Here is a 17195-nt window from a genome sequence, read left to right on the forward strand (position 1 = left end):
ATGAAAAAACTATATATATTTATATTTGTATCATTTTTTGTAAGTGGATGTTTAAGTTTTAATGTAAGCAATATAAAATTACCAAGTAAAACTTTAGATTTAAAAAATAGTAAAACTATTGCTACATTTCATCCTTGTGCAAATTTTTCATATATATCAAATGTAGATGATAAAGAGTATGGAAAACTATTTATTGAGTATATAAACTTAGATAGTAGTTGTAAATGGAATGGTTTTGAAAGAGGTTTTTTTGAAGAGCTATTTAAACAAACACTAAAAATAAAAAGCATGAAAATTGTAGAGCAGTATGACTTTGATACTTATGAGTTTACTACATATTTAATAAATGATAACTCTTATATAAATCTTATTTTTGTTTATGGTGCTAATAGTTCAAAATTTATCTTAGATTATGAGGGTAAACTTTCAAAAGAGTTAATAAGTAAATATAAACACTCTTATAAAAGTGAATATATAAATCAAAAAAGATTTTTAGAAAATTACGATAAAAGTTTGGTAAAAATGGCAAATTTTTACTCTTATTTTTCTAAAGAAAGCAATAGGTATTTGGATTAAATGAGTCTATTTTTTATATTATTATTGAAAATTACGCCTTTGTATATAAATATACTACTTGGCTATTTAAGTGTTAAAGTTTTAGAAGTGAAAAAAGAATCAATTGCAAAATTGATTATTTATATAATAACTCCTGTTGTAGTTTTTTCTTCAACTATTAGTGTAAAAATAGATTTTAGTTTGGCAATTATGCCAATCTTTTTTTATCTTTTTTGTTCTTTTACTGCAATTATTGTCTATAATATTTTTAAAAAGCATTGGAGTGATGCTACTTCAAATATTTTAGCTTTTAATGCAGGAACAGGAAATGCAGGCTATTTTGGTATTCCTTTGGCTGTTTTATTTTTTGAACCTCATATTGCAGATATTTATATTTTTGTTCAATTAGCATTTATTTTTTATGGAAATACAACAGGATTTTATATAACTGCAAAAAGTAATTTTACTGTTAGAGAATCATTAATAAAGGTTTTTAGATTACCTGTTGTTTATGCTTTTATATTTGGACTTTTATGTAACTTATTTGGTGTAAAAATACCAGAAGAGTTATTTGTATATACTTCACAATTTAAAGGTGTATATGGAATTTTGGGGATGATGATTTTAGGTATGGGATTAGTTGGTTTGAAAAAGAGTGAAGATTTAGATAAAAAATTTATCTTTTTAAACTTCTTTTTTAAATATGTATATTGGCCAGGAATGGTTATTTTATTTATATATATAGATAAAACAGTAATACATTTTATAAATGATGAAGATATTTATAAAGTAATGTTTTTATTCTCAATTGTTCCTATTGCAAATAATGGAGTTACTTTAGCTATTATAAATGGAATAAAACCTGAAAAAGCAACATTTACAGTTTTATTAAGTACTATATTTTCAATAGTGTATATTCCTATTATGATAGTTTTATATGGAGGATTTTGATATAATTTTTTTAAATACTTTAAGAAGAGAATATGAGAAAAGCTAAAAAATATCTAATTTTAACTTTACCATTACTATTTAGTGGCTGTTCTTTATCTTTGCAAAGTGCAAAAAATTTATTTAACAGTTCAAACAATACTAATAATATTAGTATAGAAAAAGAGTATGAACCACAAGACAATGAAATAGCAAAAGCATTACTTTCCCAATATAGTGAGTGGAAAGGTGTTAAATATAGGTATGGAGGAAACTCTAAAAATGGAATTGATTGTTCTGCTTTTATTCAAAGAACCTTTCAAACAAAATTAAATGTAAAAATTCCGCGTACAACATATTATCAGTCAAGAGTTGGTAAAAAAGTATCAAAAAAAGAAGCGAAAGTTGGTGATTTGGTATTTTTTAAAACAGGGAAAAATAGTAGGCATGTTGGAATTTATTTAGATGATGGAAGATTTATACATGTATCTAGAAAAAAAGGTGTGATAATATCAACTTTAGATAATGTCTATTTTAAAAAGCATTTTTGGAAAATCCAAAGAGTTTTAGAGGATTAAAACCCTCTAAGTGTAACTCCTAAATAAATAGCAATAAGTCCTAAAAATATATTTAATGGTATAAAATATTTTGCTATTGGTAAAAGTTGTTTTTTACATCCTGTAAAATCACCCTCTTCAAATAGTTTTTGTGCTTTATTTCTTTTTACATATATAGTAATAAAAACAATACTCATCACTGTCCAAATAATCTCTTTTGCTATTACAACAGAATATAAGTTTGTTCCTTTAAATCCTAAAATTAAAATCATTATAATTGCAGTAATTAAAAGTATTAAGATAGTAGGAATTACCATATTAAAAAACCTTTTTAGATTCTCTAGTGTTCTTTCTAATCTAATTTTTGGTTCTTGAATTCCTTGCATAGAGTAATGAATAGCAAACCTTATTGCTATCATTCCTCCTACCCAAATTACTGCACTTAATACATGTAAAAATATAAGAAATGCAAGATTGTTTTCAAATAATGTAAACATTATAAATTATCTTTCACAAACTCTAAAGCTTTTTTTAAAGCTTGGTCTATTTTTGAAACATCTTTTCCTCCAGCTTGTGCAAAGTCAGGTCTTCCACCTCCACCTCCACCAACAATAGGAGCAACATGTTTTATCCAATCACCTGCTTTAACAGGAGTATTTTTACTTCCTGCTACTATCATTACTTTATCACCTTTTGCTTGTAAAAGTAAAACTGCAAGTTTCTCATTTGCATTTTTTAAATCATCAACTATTTTTTTAATATCACCGTTTTTAACAATATCAACAACAACTTTAGTATCACCAATAATTTCTTCATTTATTGCTGAATTTGATGAGCTTTGAGACTCTTCTAACTCTTTTTTTAGTTGTTTTATTTGATCTTTTAGTTTTTTAACACCAAGTGTTGCATCAAGATTTTTTACTTCATTTTGAACTTCTTCATATTTTTGAATAATATCATTTGTGTAGTTAATTGCAGCAACACCACAAACTGCTTCTATTCTTCTAACACCTGCACTAACACCTGATTCTTTAACAATATAAAAACTTCCAATATCAGAACTATTTCTTACATGAGTTCCACCACAAAACTCAATACTTACGCCACCAAAGTCAACAACTCTTACCATGTCACCATATTTTTCACCAAACATAGCAATCGCGCCTTTTTGTTTTGCTTCATTTATTGGTAACTCTTCAATATTTGATTTAATACCTCTAACAATCATAGAGTTTACTAAATCTTCAACCTCTTTTATTTGCTCTTTACTCATAGCTTTTGGATATGTAAAGTCAAATCTCAATCTTGAAGCATCATTTAAAGAACCAGCTTGTGCTACATTTTCACCAAGAACCATTTTAAGTGCTGTTTGTAAAAGGTGTGTTGCACTATGATGTTTTGCAACTTCATATCTATTTACAACTACTCCATCAACATTTTCACCAATAGTTAAGTTTTTATTTGCAACTTTTACTTGTGAAAGATTTAAATCGAAGAATTTTTTAGTATCTAAAACTTCTGCTATATGACTTTGATCTTCAATTACTCCAATATCACCAGCTTGACCACCAGATTGTGCATAAAAAGGCGTTTTATCAAGCATAACCCAACCTGTTTGACCAACATCTAAGCTTTTTACTTCTTTAAAGTTTTCATCTAGTAAACTTACTATTTTTGAATTATATGTTGTAAGATTGTAACCTACAAACTCATTTTTCCCATATTTTTCAAGTAAATTTTTAAAATCACCTTCATTTAGTGTATCTCCACTACCTTTCCAAGCAGCTTTGGCTTTGTTTCTTTGTTTTGTCATTAGTTCATCAAATTTTTGAATATCTACACTTAGATTTTTATCTCTTAGCATATCTTGTGTTAAATCTAATGGAAAACCAAATGTATCATAAAGTTTAAATGCTACTTTTGCAGAGAAATTATCTTTAGTGTTTTTTAACTCTTCTTCAAATAGACTCATACCTGATTCAATTGTTTTAAAGAATCTGTCTTCTTCTAAAGTAATTTGTTCTTTTATATACTCTTTTTTCTCTCTTATATCAATATAATGAGAACCAACAATTGAGTCTAAAGTATCAACTAATTTAGCCATGAATGGTTTTCTAAATCCAAGAAGATACCCATGTCTTACTGCTCGTCTTAATATTCTTCTTAAAACATAGCCTCTACCTTCTTTATCAAATAAAATACCTTGACTAATCATAAAACATACAGCTCTTAAATGATCAGCAATTACTCTAAAACTTCCAATATTATCTTTTGATAACTCTTTTGTTGCTAAATTTTGTATTTTATTTATAATTGGCATAAATAGTGAAGAATCAAAGTTATTAAATTTACCCTCTTTAATAGCCACAACTCTTTCAAGTCCCATACCTGTATCAATTGATGGTTTTGGAAGAGATGTTGTTTTTCCACTTGCATCTCTTTCGTATTGCATAAATACAAGATTCCATATCTCTAAAAATCTATCACCCTCACCACCTAAGTAGTCTTCATCACTATTAAAGTTTTCTTCACCTTGGTCATAAAAAATTTCAGAGCAAGGACCACAAGGTCCTGTATCACCCATTGACCAAAAGTTGTCTTTATCTCCAAATCTTTTGATTCTATCTTCACTTATATGCTCTTTCCAAAGTTCAAAAGCTTCATCATCACTATTATGAATAGTAACCCATAGTTTTTCTTTTGGCAAAGCTAGGTTTATTGTTATAAATTCCCAAGCATACGCAATTGCATCTTTTTTGAAGTAATCTCCAAATGAGAAGTTTCCAAGCATCTCAAATAAAGTATGATGTCTTGCTGTATATCCAACATTTTCTAAGTCATTGTGTTTACCACCGGCTCTTACACATAATTGACAACTTGTTGCAGTTTTATTCTTTGGTGTTGGAATTGCACCTGTAAAAATATCTTTAAATTGCACCATACCAGCATTTGTAAATAATAGTGTAGGATCATCTGGAACAAGTGGCATGCTAGAAACCACTTCATGTCCTTTATTTTTAAAAAATTCTAAATACTCTTTTCTTACATCCATGAAATTACCCATTGTTAAATTAAAGTTTATATTTTACCCAAATAAAAATTTATAGAAGATTAGTACAACTTTTATTTAAGTTTAGCTTAGTATAATTATTGAACTTAAATATTAGATCTTAGGGGAATTATATGGGAAAATATATTGAATTAACACAAGAGAACTTTGAAAGTACAGTAGCAAATGGAGTATCATTAGTAGATTTCTGGGCTCCATGGTGTGGACCTTGTAGAATGCTAGCACCAGTAATTGAAGAGTTAGGTGAAGAGTTTGATGGAAAAGCAAACATTTGTAAAGTAAATACTGATGAGCAACAAGACTTAGCAGTTAAATATGGAATTAGATCTATTCCTACAATTATCTTTATGAAAGATGGTGAAATTGTAGATCAAATGGTTGGTGCTTCTTCTAAACAAGCACTTTCTGACAAAATTAACTCACTAATATAAATAAAATTCTTAGGGAACTTCCCTAAGAAACACTTCTTAAATCTAGGGAAAAAGTGAAATATAAAAAATTACTACTTCTTTTTTTTATTCTATTTAATACCTTTGCTTTTGCACAATTTGAAAAAAATGTACTTATTTTAAACTCTTATCATCGAGGATTTTTATATAGCGATAATATTATCAAAGGAATTGAGGAAAGTTTTTATAAAAGAGGTGAAGTAGATATAAATGTTTTATATATGGATTATAAAAGAGTTAACTCAAAACTATATTTAAAAAAGTTGGTTGATTTATACTCCTTACAACTAAAAAGACGTCAGTATGATTTAGTTATTGCAATAGATAAATTTGCATATGATTTTGCAATTAAAAACTATAATAAGCTTTTTAAAAATGAACAGATTGTTTATAGTGGAATTGAAGAGTTTGATAAATCAAAACTTATAAAATATAATCTACAAAACAGAGTTCATGTAGTACTTTCAAGAAGAGATATAACAGATAATGTTAAATTTATAAGTAAGGTTATTCCAAAATTAAAAAAATTATATATTATAAATGACTCTTTAAGTATAGAAAAGACAAATATATATGTTGAAAGAGCATTTAAGCAAATGAAAAAAAGGTTTGAAATTGAATATGTTCAATATTCAACTTTAGAAAAACTAAGTAGTAAATTTAGTATAAAAAAACAGAATGAAGCTATATTTTTTGTCAAATTTTATGAAAATGAGAATGAAAATTTAAATAAAGATAGTGAAATAGCAAGATTTATAAATTCAAGTAAATTGCCTGTTTTTGCAACAGATGATCTATTTTTAAAAAAGGGAATAGTTGGGGGAAAATTAGTTCCTATTGTAAAACTTGGGCAAGAAACAGGTCAAGTTGCTTTAGATATATTAGATAATAAAATAGACTTTGTGGTTAGAAAAAGTATAGCATATGATTATAAGTTTGATAGTTTAAAGCTAGGTGAGTATAAAATAAATCCATACTACTACTATAATAACTATGAAATAGTAAATAAACCTTTGGATTTTTTTGAAAAGCATAGAACTTTTTTAGAAATACTTTTTTTGCTTTTTCCATTATTGGTTTTACTTGTGATTGGTTTACTTCATAATATCTACTCAAGAAGAAAAACAGAAAAACTATTAAAAGAGAGAATAGATTTTGATGAAACCTTACTAAATGCAATTGAAAGTCCAATATTTTGGCAAAATAAAGATGGAAGAATTGTTGATTTTAATAGTAAGTTTAGCTCTATGATTGGAATATCACAAGAAAATCTATATCTTAGTTCATTAAGAAAATTAAGAGGGATAAAAAGAGTAGGAAATCTTTTACTTGCTTTAGAAAACTATTCAAAAAAACCAGAGAATAACTCTCAATTTAATTTTGAGATAAAAGATGGCAAAAAAAGAGTATATTTAATAAAACAAGCAAAATATAAAGATGAAAAATCAGAAAATTCTGGACTTGTAACAATACTTACAGATATAACAAAAGAAAAAGAGATTGAACAAGAAAAAGAGAGAAATCAAGAGTTTTTAATCCAACAGTCAAAACTAGCAGAGATTGGAGAGATATTTTCAGCAATTGCACATCAGTGGAAAGCTCCATTAGTTGAAATTACAACAATTGCACAAGAGAGTTTTTATACAAATGAAGATAATAATAAAGAGAGTGAATCTTATGTAAAAGATATCATGACACAAGTAAAATATATGAATGACACAATAAATGATTTTCAAGAGTTTATAAAACCATCAAATAAGAAAACAATTTTTGATGTTCATGAAGCAATAAGTTCTCTTTTAAAAATAGTTGAGCATAATATTAGATTTAATTACATAAAAATAAATATAAATTTAAAAACAAATACAAATGTTATGGTTTATGGTTATAGAAATGAGTTTATGCAAAGTTTATTGAATATAATAAATAATGCAAAAGATGAGTTAGTTAAAAAAGATTTTAATAATAGAAATATTAATATTGAAATATTTAATGATCAAGATAAATTACTTATAACTATAAAAGATAATGCAGGTGGAATAAATGAAAAAGATATGGAAAATATCTTTAATCCATATTATTCAACTAAAGAAGATGGAAGTGGAATAGGGCTATATATGACTAAAGTTATTATTGAAGATAAAATGAATGGTAAAATACAAGTAAAAAATACTAAAGTAGGTGCTTGTTTTATTATTATATTGGAGCAAAACTATGAAAATACTTGTACTTGAAGATAACTTAAGACTTTTGAAGTTAATAAAAAGCTCTTTAAACAAAGAAGACTTTGTTGTAGATTGTTTTGATAATGGTCAAGAAGCTTTAGAAAACTTAGAAAATGGCTATAAATGTTTTATTCTTGATATAAATGTTCCCTCAATTGATGGAATTACTATTTTAGAGTATATAAGAATGAATCATAAAGATATCCCTGTATTAATTATTAGTTCAAATCATGATTTAGAAAAAATAGAAAAATCATATAAAATGGGTTGTGATGATTATATTAAAAAGCCATTTTATATTTTTGAGTTGATTCAAAAAGTAAAAAAGCTTTGTAGTCCTACTTCTTCAAAGTATGAACTTACATCAAATACAATATTTGATATTAAACAACAAAAACTTTATATAAATGGTGTTGAGGTTTTTTTAACAAAAAAAGAGATTTTGTTTTTAGAACTCTTTTCACAAGATTTACACCATGTTGCTAGTTATGATGAAATTGTAAATTATGTTTGGGAAGGTGAAGAAACAAATCTTACAAATATAAGAGCCATGATAAAAAGATTAAGAAAAAAACTTCCAATTGATAGTATTGTGATTGTAAAAGGAATGGGTTACTCTTTAAATAAAGAGGCAAAGTTTCTTTAAAAATACAAGAGGAAAACCTCTTATATTTTATCTTCTTTAAAATATCTTTTTGTTTCAGAAGAGATAATATTTGATAATAGTAATAATCCTACTAAGTTAGGAATTGCCATAAGCCCATTTGCAAGATCTGAAAAATTCCATACAAGCTCAAGTTTAAGCATAGCTCCAACTAAAATAAAACTAATAAAAACAATTCTATATAGTTTTATTACTTTATGTCCTAAAAGATACTCAAATGCTCTTTCTCCATAATAAGACCAACCAAGTATTGTTGAATAACCAAATAAAATAGTTGCAACAACAATTACAATTGCACCTGTATCTCCTAAGAAAAATTCAAAACTTTTAAGTGTTAACTCCCCAGCACCAACACCTTCTTGCCAAGCAGGAGCCATAAGAATAATAACAGCAGTTGTTGTACAAACTATAAGTGTATCAATAAATGTTTGTGTCATAGATACCAAAGCTTGTTTTACTGGGTCATTTGTTTTAGCAGCAGCTGCTGCAATTGGAGCAGAACCTAAACCTGATTCATTTGAAAATACTCCCCTTGCAAGACCATATCTAATAGCAGCAGCAACAGCAGCACCTGCAAATCCACCACCTGCTGCAATTGGATTAAATGCATGATAAAAAATCAAACCAAATGCATCTGCAACTTTATCTAAATTTGTAAATATAATTATGAAAGCTGCTGTTAAATAAATTGCAATCATAAAAGGAATTAAAAAAGCAGTAGTTTTTCCAATTGATTTAATTCCTCCTAATATTACAAATGATGTAATTGTTAAAAGTGTTATACCTGTAATCCATGTGGGAACAGAAAACTGTGTTAAAAGTGCATTTGCTACTGCATTTGATTGGGTCATGTTTCCAATACCAAATGATGCTAATACTGTAAAAAGAGCAAATGCAGCGCCTAGTTTTGGCATATTTGCACCTTTTGCAATATAGTACATAGGACCACCTTTATAACCGTGTTTCCCTTTTTCTCTGTATTTAACAGCTAATATTGCTTCTGAATATTTTGTTGCCATACCAACAAGTCCTGTTACCCACATCCAAAATACAGCTCCTGGTCCACCAAAAGTAATTGCAGTTGCTACACCAACAATATTACCAATTCCAACTGTAGCTGCAAGAGCTGTTGTTAGTGCTGAAAAGTGTGAAATATCACCCTTTGCACTCTTTTCTTTTACAAAAATTAGTTTTAAAGCATGCCCTAATGCCCAAAACTGCATACCTCTTAACTTAATTGTAAGATATAATCCTGTTCCTATAAGTAGTGTTAACATAGGAACACCCCATACAAATGAGGAGATTGCAGAAATTATATTTTCTAATGTTTCCATAAACTTTATACTCCTTTTAAGCTTTATAAAATAGCAAAATATATATTAAATTTAAGAAAGAATTCAACTATTTAATAATCAAAATTAATAAACTTAAGTAAATAAAGTAGGCTTATTTGATTAACCTAGTGCTTAATGTTTTTACTGTATGATTCTTCTTTAATACAATAAAGGAATTTACACATGTTAGATTTAGCGATAATAGGTGGAGGACCAGCAGGATTAACAGCTGGATTATACGCCACAAGAGGTGGATTAAAAGATGTAGTAATGTTTGAGATGGGAATGCCAGGAGGACAAATCACAGGAAGTTCAGAAATAGAGAACTATCCAGGACAAGAAAAAGTAATGTCTGGATTAGATTTGATGCAATCATGGCCAGAACAAGCAATGAAGTTTGGTTTAAAACATGAAATGAAAAAAATAACATCAGTTGTTAAAAATGATGATATTTTTACATTAACTACAGAAGATGGAAATACTTATGAATCTAAAGCTGTTTTACTAGCAACAGGTTCAGTTCCTAGACGTGCTGGCTTTAAAGGTGAAAATGAGTTCTTTGGAAGAGGAATATCAACTTGTGCTACTTGTGATGGATTCTTTTATAAAGGAAAAGAAGTAGCAGTTATTGGTGGAGGAGATTCAGCTTTAGAAGAAGCAGTATATCTAGCAAAGATATGTTCAAAAGTATATGTAGTACATAGAAGAGATACATATAGAGCAGCACCAAGTACAATAGAGCATATGAAAAATACTGAAAATATAGAAGAAGTAACAAATGTAGATGTAGAAGAAGTATATGGAGATATGTCAGGAGTTACAGGATTAAAAGTAAAGAGTAAAGTTGATGGAAGTATAAAAGACTTACCTGTACCAGGAGTATTTGTATTTGTAGGAAGAGATGTATTAAATGAGCCAATAAAAAATGAAGATGGAACATTTATATGTGAAACAAACAAGCAAGGTGAGGTTATTGTTGATTTAAAAATGAGAACTTCATTACCTGGTTTATATGCTGCTGGTGATGTTAGAATTGATGCTGCTAAACAAGTGGTTTGTGCTGCTGGTGATGGTGCTACTGCTGCTGTTGATATTATTGAATTTTTAGGATAAGAGGGGAAAAATGTTAAAAGTTGGTATTGTTGGAAGTACAGGAAGAGTTGGAACACTTCTAATAGATGATTTAAAAAAAGATAGTGAGGCACAACTTGCTGGTATTCATGTATTTGATAAGTTAGAAAAAGATGTTCCTAGTGATGTTATTGTAACAAATGATATGAAAGTTTTAATGGATAGTGTTGATGTTGTAATTGACTTTTCTGCACCAGCGGCAACTGAAGAGTTATTAACTCAAGTAATAGATAATAATGTTAGGAAACCTTTAGTTATTGCAACAACTGGTTTTTCTAAACATCAACAAAATTTATTAATTGAAGCTAGTAAATTAGTTCCAATTTTATACTCAACAAATATGAGTTTAGGTGTTGCTGTTTTAAATAAACTTGTCTCTTTAGCTTCAAAAACATTAAGTGATTTTGATATTGAAATTGTTGAACAACATCATAGATATAAAGTAGATTCTCCATCTGGAACTGCTTTAACATTAGCAGAACATGCAGCACGTGCTAGAGATTTGGATTTAGATAAGGTTAGAGTTTCAGGAAGAGATGGAGATATTGGAGCTAGAACAAAAGATGAAATAGGAGTTATGAGTTTAAGAGGTGGTGATATAGTTGGTCGGCACACTGTTGGACTTTACAATGATGGAGAGTTTATAGAGCTTCATCATACTGCAACTGCAAGAAATACTTTTTCAAAAGGCGCGATTAAAGTTGCTAAATGGCTTGTAAATAAAGAACCAAGTTTATACTCAATCAATGACGCTTTAGGTCTATAAAATCAAAAAACAAAATTCAAATTTAAAAGAGAAAAGAAATTTCATAGCGCATCAAGTTCACTTTTCTCTTTTAGTAAGGTTAAATAAATGTGTGCAATAGTGGGAATTTACGATAATGACAATGCAGCAAGACTTGCTTCAATAGCTCTTTTTGCCATGCAACATAGAGGTCAAGAAGCTACAGGTATATCTTCTTCAATTAATGGGAAAATCCATACAATTAAAAATAGAGGTTTAGTATCAGAGGTTTTTGATGATGATGCTTTAAAAATATTAAAAGGTAACATGGCAATAGGTCATAATAGATACTCAACAGCTGGTGGAGATTCTATTTTAGATGCACAACCTGTATTTGCAAAATACAAGCTAGGTGAGATGTCTATAGTTCATAATGGTAACTTAATTAATAAAAATGAAGTAAGAGAAGAGTTAACTAATAATGGTGCAATTTTTCAAACAGGAATGGATACTGAAAACTTAATTCACTTAATTGCAAAAAGTAGTGAAAATAGATTAAGAGATAGAATTAAAGAGGCTTTAAATAAAACTATTGGTGCTTACTGTTTTATTGTTCAATCAAGATCAAAACAGTTTGTAATAAGAGATAGATATGGAATTAGACCTTTATCTTTAGGAAAATTAAAATCAGGTGGATATATTGTTGCTAGTGAAACTTGTGCGTTTGATTTAGTAGATGCAGAGTTTATTAGAGATGTAAGACCAGGTGAAATGCTTATTTTTAGTGAAAAAACCAATGAACCTGAATCAATTCAGTTATTTGAACCAATATTTAGACCTTGTGCTTTTGAATATGTATATTTTGCAAGACCTGATTCAGATATTGATGGAAAAAATGTTTATACAACTAGACAAAATATGGGTAAAACACTTGCAAAAAATGATAAAAATAAAGATTTCAAAGCTGATATGGTAGTCCCAGTTCCTGACTCAGGAGTACCAGCAGCACTTGGTTATGCCTCAGAAAGTAAAATACCATTTGAATATGGAATTATTCGAAATCATTATGTTGGTAGAACTTTTATTGAGCCAACACAAGAGATGAGAAATTTAAAAGTAAGAATGAAACTCTCTCCTATGAAGTCACTAATTAAAGGTAAATCTTTACTTGTTATTGATGACTCTATTGTAAGAGGAACAACTTCAAAAAGAATTGTAAAGATGTTAAAAGATGCAGGTGCAAAAGAGGTTCACTTTAGAGTGGCAAGTCCTGAGATTAAGTTTCCTTGTTATTATGGTATAGATACACCAAATCAAGAAGAGTTAATCTCACATAAGATGACAAAAGATGAAATTTGTGAATATATTCAAGCTGACTCACTAGAGTATCTTTCAATTGATGATTTAAAAAAATCAATTGGTGATGATAGAAACTATGCCCTTGAAAGTTTTGATGGAGACTATTTCGTAACAAAATAATGAGTGATTTAAAAGAAGTATTAACAATAGGAAGATATTTTAGACAAAAGTTTAATGAAACAATTTATAAAGTTCCAATTTCAATTTCAGGATTTACCTGTCCTAATATTGATGGAACTGTAGCTAAAGGAGGGTGTTCTTTTTGTGAGAACGACTCCTTCTCTCCAAACTTACAAGAAAGAAAGCCAAAGTTTAAGTTAAATCCAAATGTTAAAGAAAATCCATACTTGCAAAATCAATTAAAACAGCTTGATATGCAATTTTTTGCAACAAAACAAAGATTAGAGAATAAATTTAATGCAAAGAAATTTATAGTATATTTCCAATCTTTTACAAATACTTATGCTCCACTTGAAACTTTAAAAGCTTTATATTCTAAAGCTTTAAGCTATGATAATGTAATAGGTCTTTCAATTGGGACAAGAACAGATTGTGTAAGTGATGAAATACTTGATTATTTAGTAAGTCTAGCAAAAGATAAAGAGATTTGGATTGAGTATGGAATACAATCATTTTATGATGAAACCCTTGATGAAATAAATAGAGGTGATTCAAGTGAAAATATGAGATACTGGATAAAAAAAACTAAGCAAAAAGGCTTAAATGTTTGTGGACACTTAATCTATGGACTTCCCGGTGAAACACAAGATATGATGCTAAATACACTTGATGAAACAATAGCTTTACAAGTTGATTCTATAAAATTTCATCCTTTATATGTGGTGAAAAATACTCTTTTAACAGCAAAGTATAAAAAGGGAAAATTTACTCCAATTAGTGAAGATTTATATATTGATACAGTTGTAAAATCTATAAAAAAACTTCCAGAGAATATATCAATTCAAAGAGTAACAGCAGGAATTGATGACAGCACTTTACTTTCACCTACTTGGTGCAAAAATAAACATGAACAAATGTTTAAAATTAGAGAGGCTTTACTAAAAGAAGGATTTGTATATTAAAGCTAGGAAGAGTTTCCTAAGCTTATTTTATCTTTAGTAGATAATCAACTACATTTTCTATAAATGCATCATGTTTTCTATCTTTTCTATGGGCAATATATAGCTTTCTAACCATCTTTTGATTTCCAACTCTTGATTCATATAAAGCACCTGCTTTAAGAAGTGATTCAATAGCTTTTCTTGATACTACTGAAACTGTTGGCTCTTCATCTTTATTTGAGTGTAATACAGTTTGAACAATAGTTGTTGCACTTGTAACCTCACTTGTTACATTAAATGTATCACAATCTGGATAGTTTGCTTTATCTAAAGACTCTTTAAAAATAAGTCTTGTATGTGAATCAGGATTTCTACACACCCATTTGTATGAAAGTAAATCTTTAGCTTTAGCTTTAGCAGGTAGTGGTTGGTTTGAGAATATCACTATTTCATCTTCCATCCATTCTCTATAAATAATATTTTCATCAGGAATATAGTTTTCAACTAAAGCCATATCTATTTTTTTATCTAGTAAATCTTCAATTGCTTTGTGTGATACTGAAACATTTATTGAAACATCATTATTTATATTCTCTTTTAAATTATTTAAAAATTTAGGCAATATATAATTTCCAATAATAAATGAAGCACCAAATACAAAAGTTACATCTTTATTCATAATTTTTAATAATTCTTTTTCTGCATTTGTTACACATCTTTCAATTTTTTGAGCAATTGAGTATAACATTTGTCCCTCTTTTGTAAGCCTTATTCCATTTTTCTTTCTATCAACAATTTGAACATCTAAATACTCTTCAATATACTTCATTTGTTGTGTCACTGCAGGTTGAGAAATACCAAGTTTTGCTGAAGCTTTTGAGAATGATTTTTCCCTTACAACAGTTAAAAACGTCTCTATTTTTGCAAAATCAGTTAGCATTATTTTTTTACCTTTATAATTCTTTATGATAATAATAACATTTGTTTATAAATAAATAAATTAAGTAAAAAGTTAATTTAACTAAATTATGATATAATCTAGAATTATTGGAGAAGAAATGTCGGAAAATTTTTTATTATCATTAAACGATTCACAAAAAAATGCAGCTCAACATATCGATGGCGCATTACTTATTTTAGCAGGTGCAGGTTCGGGTAAAACAAAAACAATTACCACGCGATTAGCATATCTTATCTCAATAGGGATTGATCCAGCTTCTATATTGACTTTGACTTTTACAAATAAAGCAGCAACAGAGATGAGAGAAAGAGCATTCTCGCTTATTGACTCATCAATAGTACATACACCACCTTTACTTTGTACTTTTCATAAGTTTGGATTGCTTTTATTAAAGTTTTATATGAGTGAATTAGGAAGAAAAAATAACTTTATAATAATAGATACTGATGATAAAAAAAGAATTTTAAAATCCATAGACAAAGAGCTACCTCTTCCACTACTTGCAAGTGAAATTTCTAAATATAAAAACTCTATTCTAACTCCAAGTGAAGCAAAAGCTACTGCACAATTAAAGCTATATCAAGAAATAGCTGATGTATATGAAAAATATGAAAACTATTTGGAAAAGAATAACTTAGTTGATTTTGATGATTTACTTTTATTGCCATATAAAATATTGTGCAATAATGAAAAACTAGCAGAACAAATAAGTCAAAAATATAACTATATAATGGTAGATGAGTATCAAGATACAAATGAACTACAATACAAACTATTAAGAAAATTATGTTGCACACATAATAATTTATGTGTTGTTGGTGATGATGACCAGTCTATTTATGGATGGCGTGGGGCTACTATTAAAAATATATTAAATTTTACAGATCACTTTGAAAATACAAAAGTTGTAAAACTTGAAGAGAATTATAGATCTACAAATACTATTTTAAATCATGCAAATCAATTAATTGAACACAATAGAGATAGACTAGGGAAAAAATTAGTTAGTACAAGAGAAGATGGAAATAGTGTAAGAGTTTATGAATCTCATGATGAAAATGAAGAGACAAGAAAAATAGTTGATGATATAAAAAATCTTATTTTAAATGGCGAAAGAGCAAGTGAGATGGCAATACTATTTAGAGTAAATGCACTTTCAAGGTCATTGGAAGAGGGATTTAATAAAGCAGGAATTGCCTATAAACTAGTTGGTGGTATGAAGTTTTATGAAAGAGCAGAAATTAAAGATTTGATTGCTTATTTTAGAATACTTACAAATAACAATGACAATTTTTCATTAAAAAGAATTGTAAATAAACCTAAAAGAGGAATTGGTAAAACAACCATAGAGAAACTAGATGCAAAATCAGCTCAAACACAAAAACCAATTTTTCAATTAATAGAAGAGTTAGAACCAGAAGAGCTAGCACAAGTAGTAGGAAAGAAAAACTCAAGGACATTAAAAGTTTTCATGGCATCAGTGATGGATTTAAAAGAGGCTTTAGAAGAGTCGAAAATGAGATTTTTAGATTTGTTTGAAGATACCTTTGATTATAGAAGCTCATATGATAATGCTCCTGATGGATTTGATAGACAAGCAAATATTGATGAGTTTTATGGATATATTAGAGATTATTTTATTCAAAATCCACATTTGGGATTAGAAGATTTCTTAAATGAAATTGCATTGGAGTCTGAAAATAGTGAGTTTGTAGAAGAGATGGTTTCTATGATGAGTATTCATGCATCAAAAGGGCTTGAGTATAAACATCTATTTATAATAGGACTTGAAGAGGGATTTTTCCCTATTATTGGTGATGGAAGTGATATAGAAGAAGAAAGAAGACTTGGATATGTTGCTTTAACAAGAGCTATGGATAACTTAACTTTATCTTTTGTGCATTCAAGATTTTATAAAGGTAAAAGAGCATCACTTACAAAAAGTAGATTCTTAAGTGAAAGTGGTCTTATAAAAGGGTGCTTAACCCTTGAAAAAAACTCTGCATATAAAAAAGGTGATTTGGTAAAACATAAAATCTTTGGAATGGGAAGAGTTCAAAAAGCTGCTAAAGCTGGAAAAGATTATAAACTTACTATAAATTTTGCAGGACAAATAAGAGATATTCTATCTTCATTTGTAGAAAAAATATAAAAATCTATTATTAAATAAAAAATGAA

General features: G+C 28.2%; 15 protein-coding genes. 11 read left to right on the forward strand and 4 right to left on the reverse strand.

Features of this window, described 5'->3' with window-relative positions; all coding sequences use genetic code 11:
- The 3 genes from ACAN_RS01750 to ACAN_RS01760 are packed head-to-tail and all read left to right on the forward strand — an operon-like array spanning position 1 to position 2060.
- A complete protein-coding gene (locus tag ACAN_RS01750; protein WP_099335340.1) occupies positions 1 to 576 on the forward strand; it encodes a hypothetical protein in 576 nt (191 codons plus the stop codon).
- The gene (locus tag ACAN_RS01755) at positions 577 to 1506 is read left to right on the forward strand and encodes an AEC family transporter (protein ID WP_099335339.1); all 930 of its coding nucleotides are present in this window, start codon (positions 577 to 579) and stop codon (positions 1504 to 1506) included. It abuts the gene before it with no gap.
- Positions 1507 to 1538: 32 nt separating this feature from the next.
- Positions 1539 to 2060 carry a C40 family peptidase gene (locus tag ACAN_RS01760; protein WP_099335338.1) on the forward strand — a complete coding sequence of 174 codons (522 nt, stop codon included), beginning with the start codon at positions 1539 to 1541 and terminating at the stop codon, positions 2058 to 2060.
- On the opposite strand, the gene ACAN_RS01765 is transcribed toward ACAN_RS01760, so the two are convergent.
- Complete coding sequence (locus tag ACAN_RS01765) at positions 2057 to 2536, reverse strand: hypothetical protein (protein ID WP_079579767.1); 480 nt, start codon at positions 2534 to 2536, stop codon at positions 2057 to 2059. The two genes, ACAN_RS01760 and ACAN_RS01765, sit on opposite strands and share 4 nt — an antisense overlap.
- Entirely contained in the window at positions 2536 to 5091 is a 2556-nt protein-coding gene (alaS, locus tag ACAN_RS01770; protein ID WP_099335337.1) for an alanine--tRNA ligase, read from the reverse strand. The genes ACAN_RS01765 and alaS overlap by 1 nt, the downstream gene beginning before the upstream one ends.
- Before the next feature lie 131 nt (positions 5092 to 5222).
- Between alaS and trxA the strand changes: the two genes are divergently transcribed.
- The 3 genes from trxA to ACAN_RS01785 are packed head-to-tail and all read left to right on the forward strand — an operon-like array spanning position 5223 to position 8429.
- Positions 5223 to 5540: a thioredoxin gene (gene trxA, locus ACAN_RS01775; RefSeq protein ID WP_079579765.1), complete on the forward strand. Its 318-nt coding sequence runs from the start codon at positions 5223 to 5225 to the stop codon at positions 5538 to 5540.
- 53 nt (positions 5541 to 5593) lie between these two features.
- Positions 5594 to 7792 (forward strand): sensor histidine kinase, encoded by a 2199-nt coding sequence (locus ACAN_RS01780; RefSeq protein ID WP_099335336.1) that lies wholly within the window; start codon positions 5594 to 5596, stop codon positions 7790 to 7792.
- A complete protein-coding gene (locus tag ACAN_RS01785) occupies positions 7773 to 8429 on the forward strand; it encodes a response regulator transcription factor (protein WP_079579763.1) in 657 nt (218 codons plus the stop codon). Before ACAN_RS01780 ends, ACAN_RS01785 begins: the two co-directional genes overlap by 20 nt.
- Before the next feature lie 20 nt (positions 8430 to 8449).
- On the opposite strand, the gene ACAN_RS01790 is transcribed toward ACAN_RS01785, so the two are convergent.
- The gene (locus ACAN_RS01790; protein WP_099312728.1) at positions 8450 to 9781 is read right to left on the reverse strand and encodes an alanine/glycine:cation symporter family protein; all 1332 of its coding nucleotides are present in this window, start codon (positions 9779 to 9781) and stop codon (positions 8450 to 8452) included.
- A 183-nt stretch (positions 9782 to 9964) separates the two neighbouring features.
- Between ACAN_RS01790 and trxB the strand changes: the two genes are divergently transcribed.
- The 4 genes from trxB (at position 9965) to mnmL (ending at position 14077) form a co-directional block, all read left to right on the forward strand.
- Positions 9965 to 10894: a thioredoxin-disulfide reductase gene (gene trxB / locus ACAN_RS01795; protein ID WP_099335443.1), complete on the forward strand. Its 930-nt coding sequence runs from the start codon at positions 9965 to 9967 to the stop codon at positions 10892 to 10894.
- 10 nt (positions 10895 to 10904) lie between these two features.
- A complete protein-coding gene (gene dapB, locus ACAN_RS01800; RefSeq protein ID WP_079580055.1) occupies positions 10905 to 11678 on the forward strand; it encodes a 4-hydroxy-tetrahydrodipicolinate reductase in 774 nt (257 codons plus the stop codon).
- Positions 11679 to 11765: 87 nt separating this feature from the next.
- The gene (purF, locus tag ACAN_RS01805; RefSeq protein ID WP_099335263.1) at positions 11766 to 13115 is read left to right on the forward strand and encodes an amidophosphoribosyltransferase; all 1350 of its coding nucleotides are present in this window, start codon (positions 11766 to 11768) and stop codon (positions 13113 to 13115) included.
- A complete protein-coding gene (gene mnmL / locus ACAN_RS01810; RefSeq protein ID WP_099335262.1) occupies positions 13115 to 14077 on the forward strand; it encodes a tRNA modification radical SAM protein MnmL/YtqA in 963 nt (320 codons plus the stop codon). Before purF ends, mnmL begins: the two co-directional genes overlap by 1 nt.
- A 22-nt stretch (positions 14078 to 14099) precedes the next feature.
- Here mnmL and ACAN_RS01815 read toward each other — a convergent pair whose 3' ends face one another.
- Positions 14100 to 14996: a LysR family transcriptional regulator gene (locus ACAN_RS01815; RefSeq protein WP_099335261.1), complete on the reverse strand. Its 897-nt coding sequence runs from the start codon at positions 14994 to 14996 to the stop codon at positions 14100 to 14102.
- Positions 14997 to 15114: 118 nt separating this feature from the next.
- On the opposite strand from ACAN_RS01815, the gene ACAN_RS01820 reads away from it, so the two are divergent.
- Positions 15115 to 17169, forward strand: coding sequence for an ATP-dependent helicase (locus ACAN_RS01820; protein WP_099335260.1), 2055 nt, complete (start codon positions 15115 to 15117; stop codon positions 17167 to 17169).
- Positions 17170 to 17195: the final 26 nt, after the last annotated feature.

The sequence above is a fragment of the Malaciobacter canalis genome, from assembly GCF_008000835.1.
In the GTDB taxonomy this organism is placed as follows: Bacteria; Campylobacterota; Campylobacteria; order Campylobacterales; family Arcobacteraceae; genus Malaciobacter; species Malaciobacter canalis.

What these genes read in the sequence shown, in the direction of transcription:
- ACAN_RS01750 (WP_099335340.1), top strand. Translation starts at nt 1, where the DNA reads ATGAAAAAACTATATATATTTATATTTGTATCATTTTTTGTAAGTGGA.
- ACAN_RS01755 (WP_099335339.1), top strand. Translation starts at nt 577, where the DNA reads ATGAGTCTATTTTTTATATTATTATTGAAAATTACGCCTTTGTATATA.
- ACAN_RS01760 (WP_099335338.1), top strand. Translation starts at nt 1,539, where the DNA reads ATGAGAAAAGCTAAAAAATATCTAATTTTAACTTTACCATTACTATTT.
- ACAN_RS01765 (WP_079579767.1), bottom strand. Translation starts at nt 2,536, where the DNA reads ATGTTTACATTATTTGAAAACAATCTTGCATTTCTTATATTTTTACAT.
- alaS (WP_099335337.1), bottom strand. Translation starts at nt 5,091, where the DNA reads ATGGATGTAAGAAAAGAGTATTTAGAATTTTTTAAAAATAAAGGACAT.
- trxA (WP_079579765.1), top strand. Translation starts at nt 5,223, where the DNA reads ATGGGAAAATATATTGAATTAACACAAGAGAACTTTGAAAGTACAGTA.
- ACAN_RS01785 (WP_079579763.1), top strand. Translation starts at nt 7,773, where the DNA reads ATGAAAATACTTGTACTTGAAGATAACTTAAGACTTTTGAAGTTAATA.
- ACAN_RS01790 (WP_099312728.1), bottom strand. Translation starts at nt 9,781, where the DNA reads ATGGAAACATTAGAAAATATAATTTCTGCAATCTCCTCATTTGTATGG.
- trxB (WP_099335443.1), top strand. Translation starts at nt 9,965, where the DNA reads ATGTTAGATTTAGCGATAATAGGTGGAGGACCAGCAGGATTAACAGCT.
- dapB (WP_079580055.1), top strand. Translation starts at nt 10,905, where the DNA reads ATGTTAAAAGTTGGTATTGTTGGAAGTACAGGAAGAGTTGGAACACTT.
- purF (WP_099335263.1), top strand. Translation starts at nt 11,766, where the DNA reads ATGTGTGCAATAGTGGGAATTTACGATAATGACAATGCAGCAAGACTT.
- mnmL (WP_099335262.1), top strand. Translation starts at nt 13,115, where the DNA reads ATGAGTGATTTAAAAGAAGTATTAACAATAGGAAGATATTTTAGACAA.
- ACAN_RS01815 (WP_099335261.1), bottom strand. Translation starts at nt 14,996, where the DNA reads ATGCTAACTGATTTTGCAAAAATAGAGACGTTTTTAACTGTTGTAAGG.
- ACAN_RS01820 (WP_099335260.1), top strand. Translation starts at nt 15,115, where the DNA reads ATGTCGGAAAATTTTTTATTATCATTAAACGATTCACAAAAAAATGCA.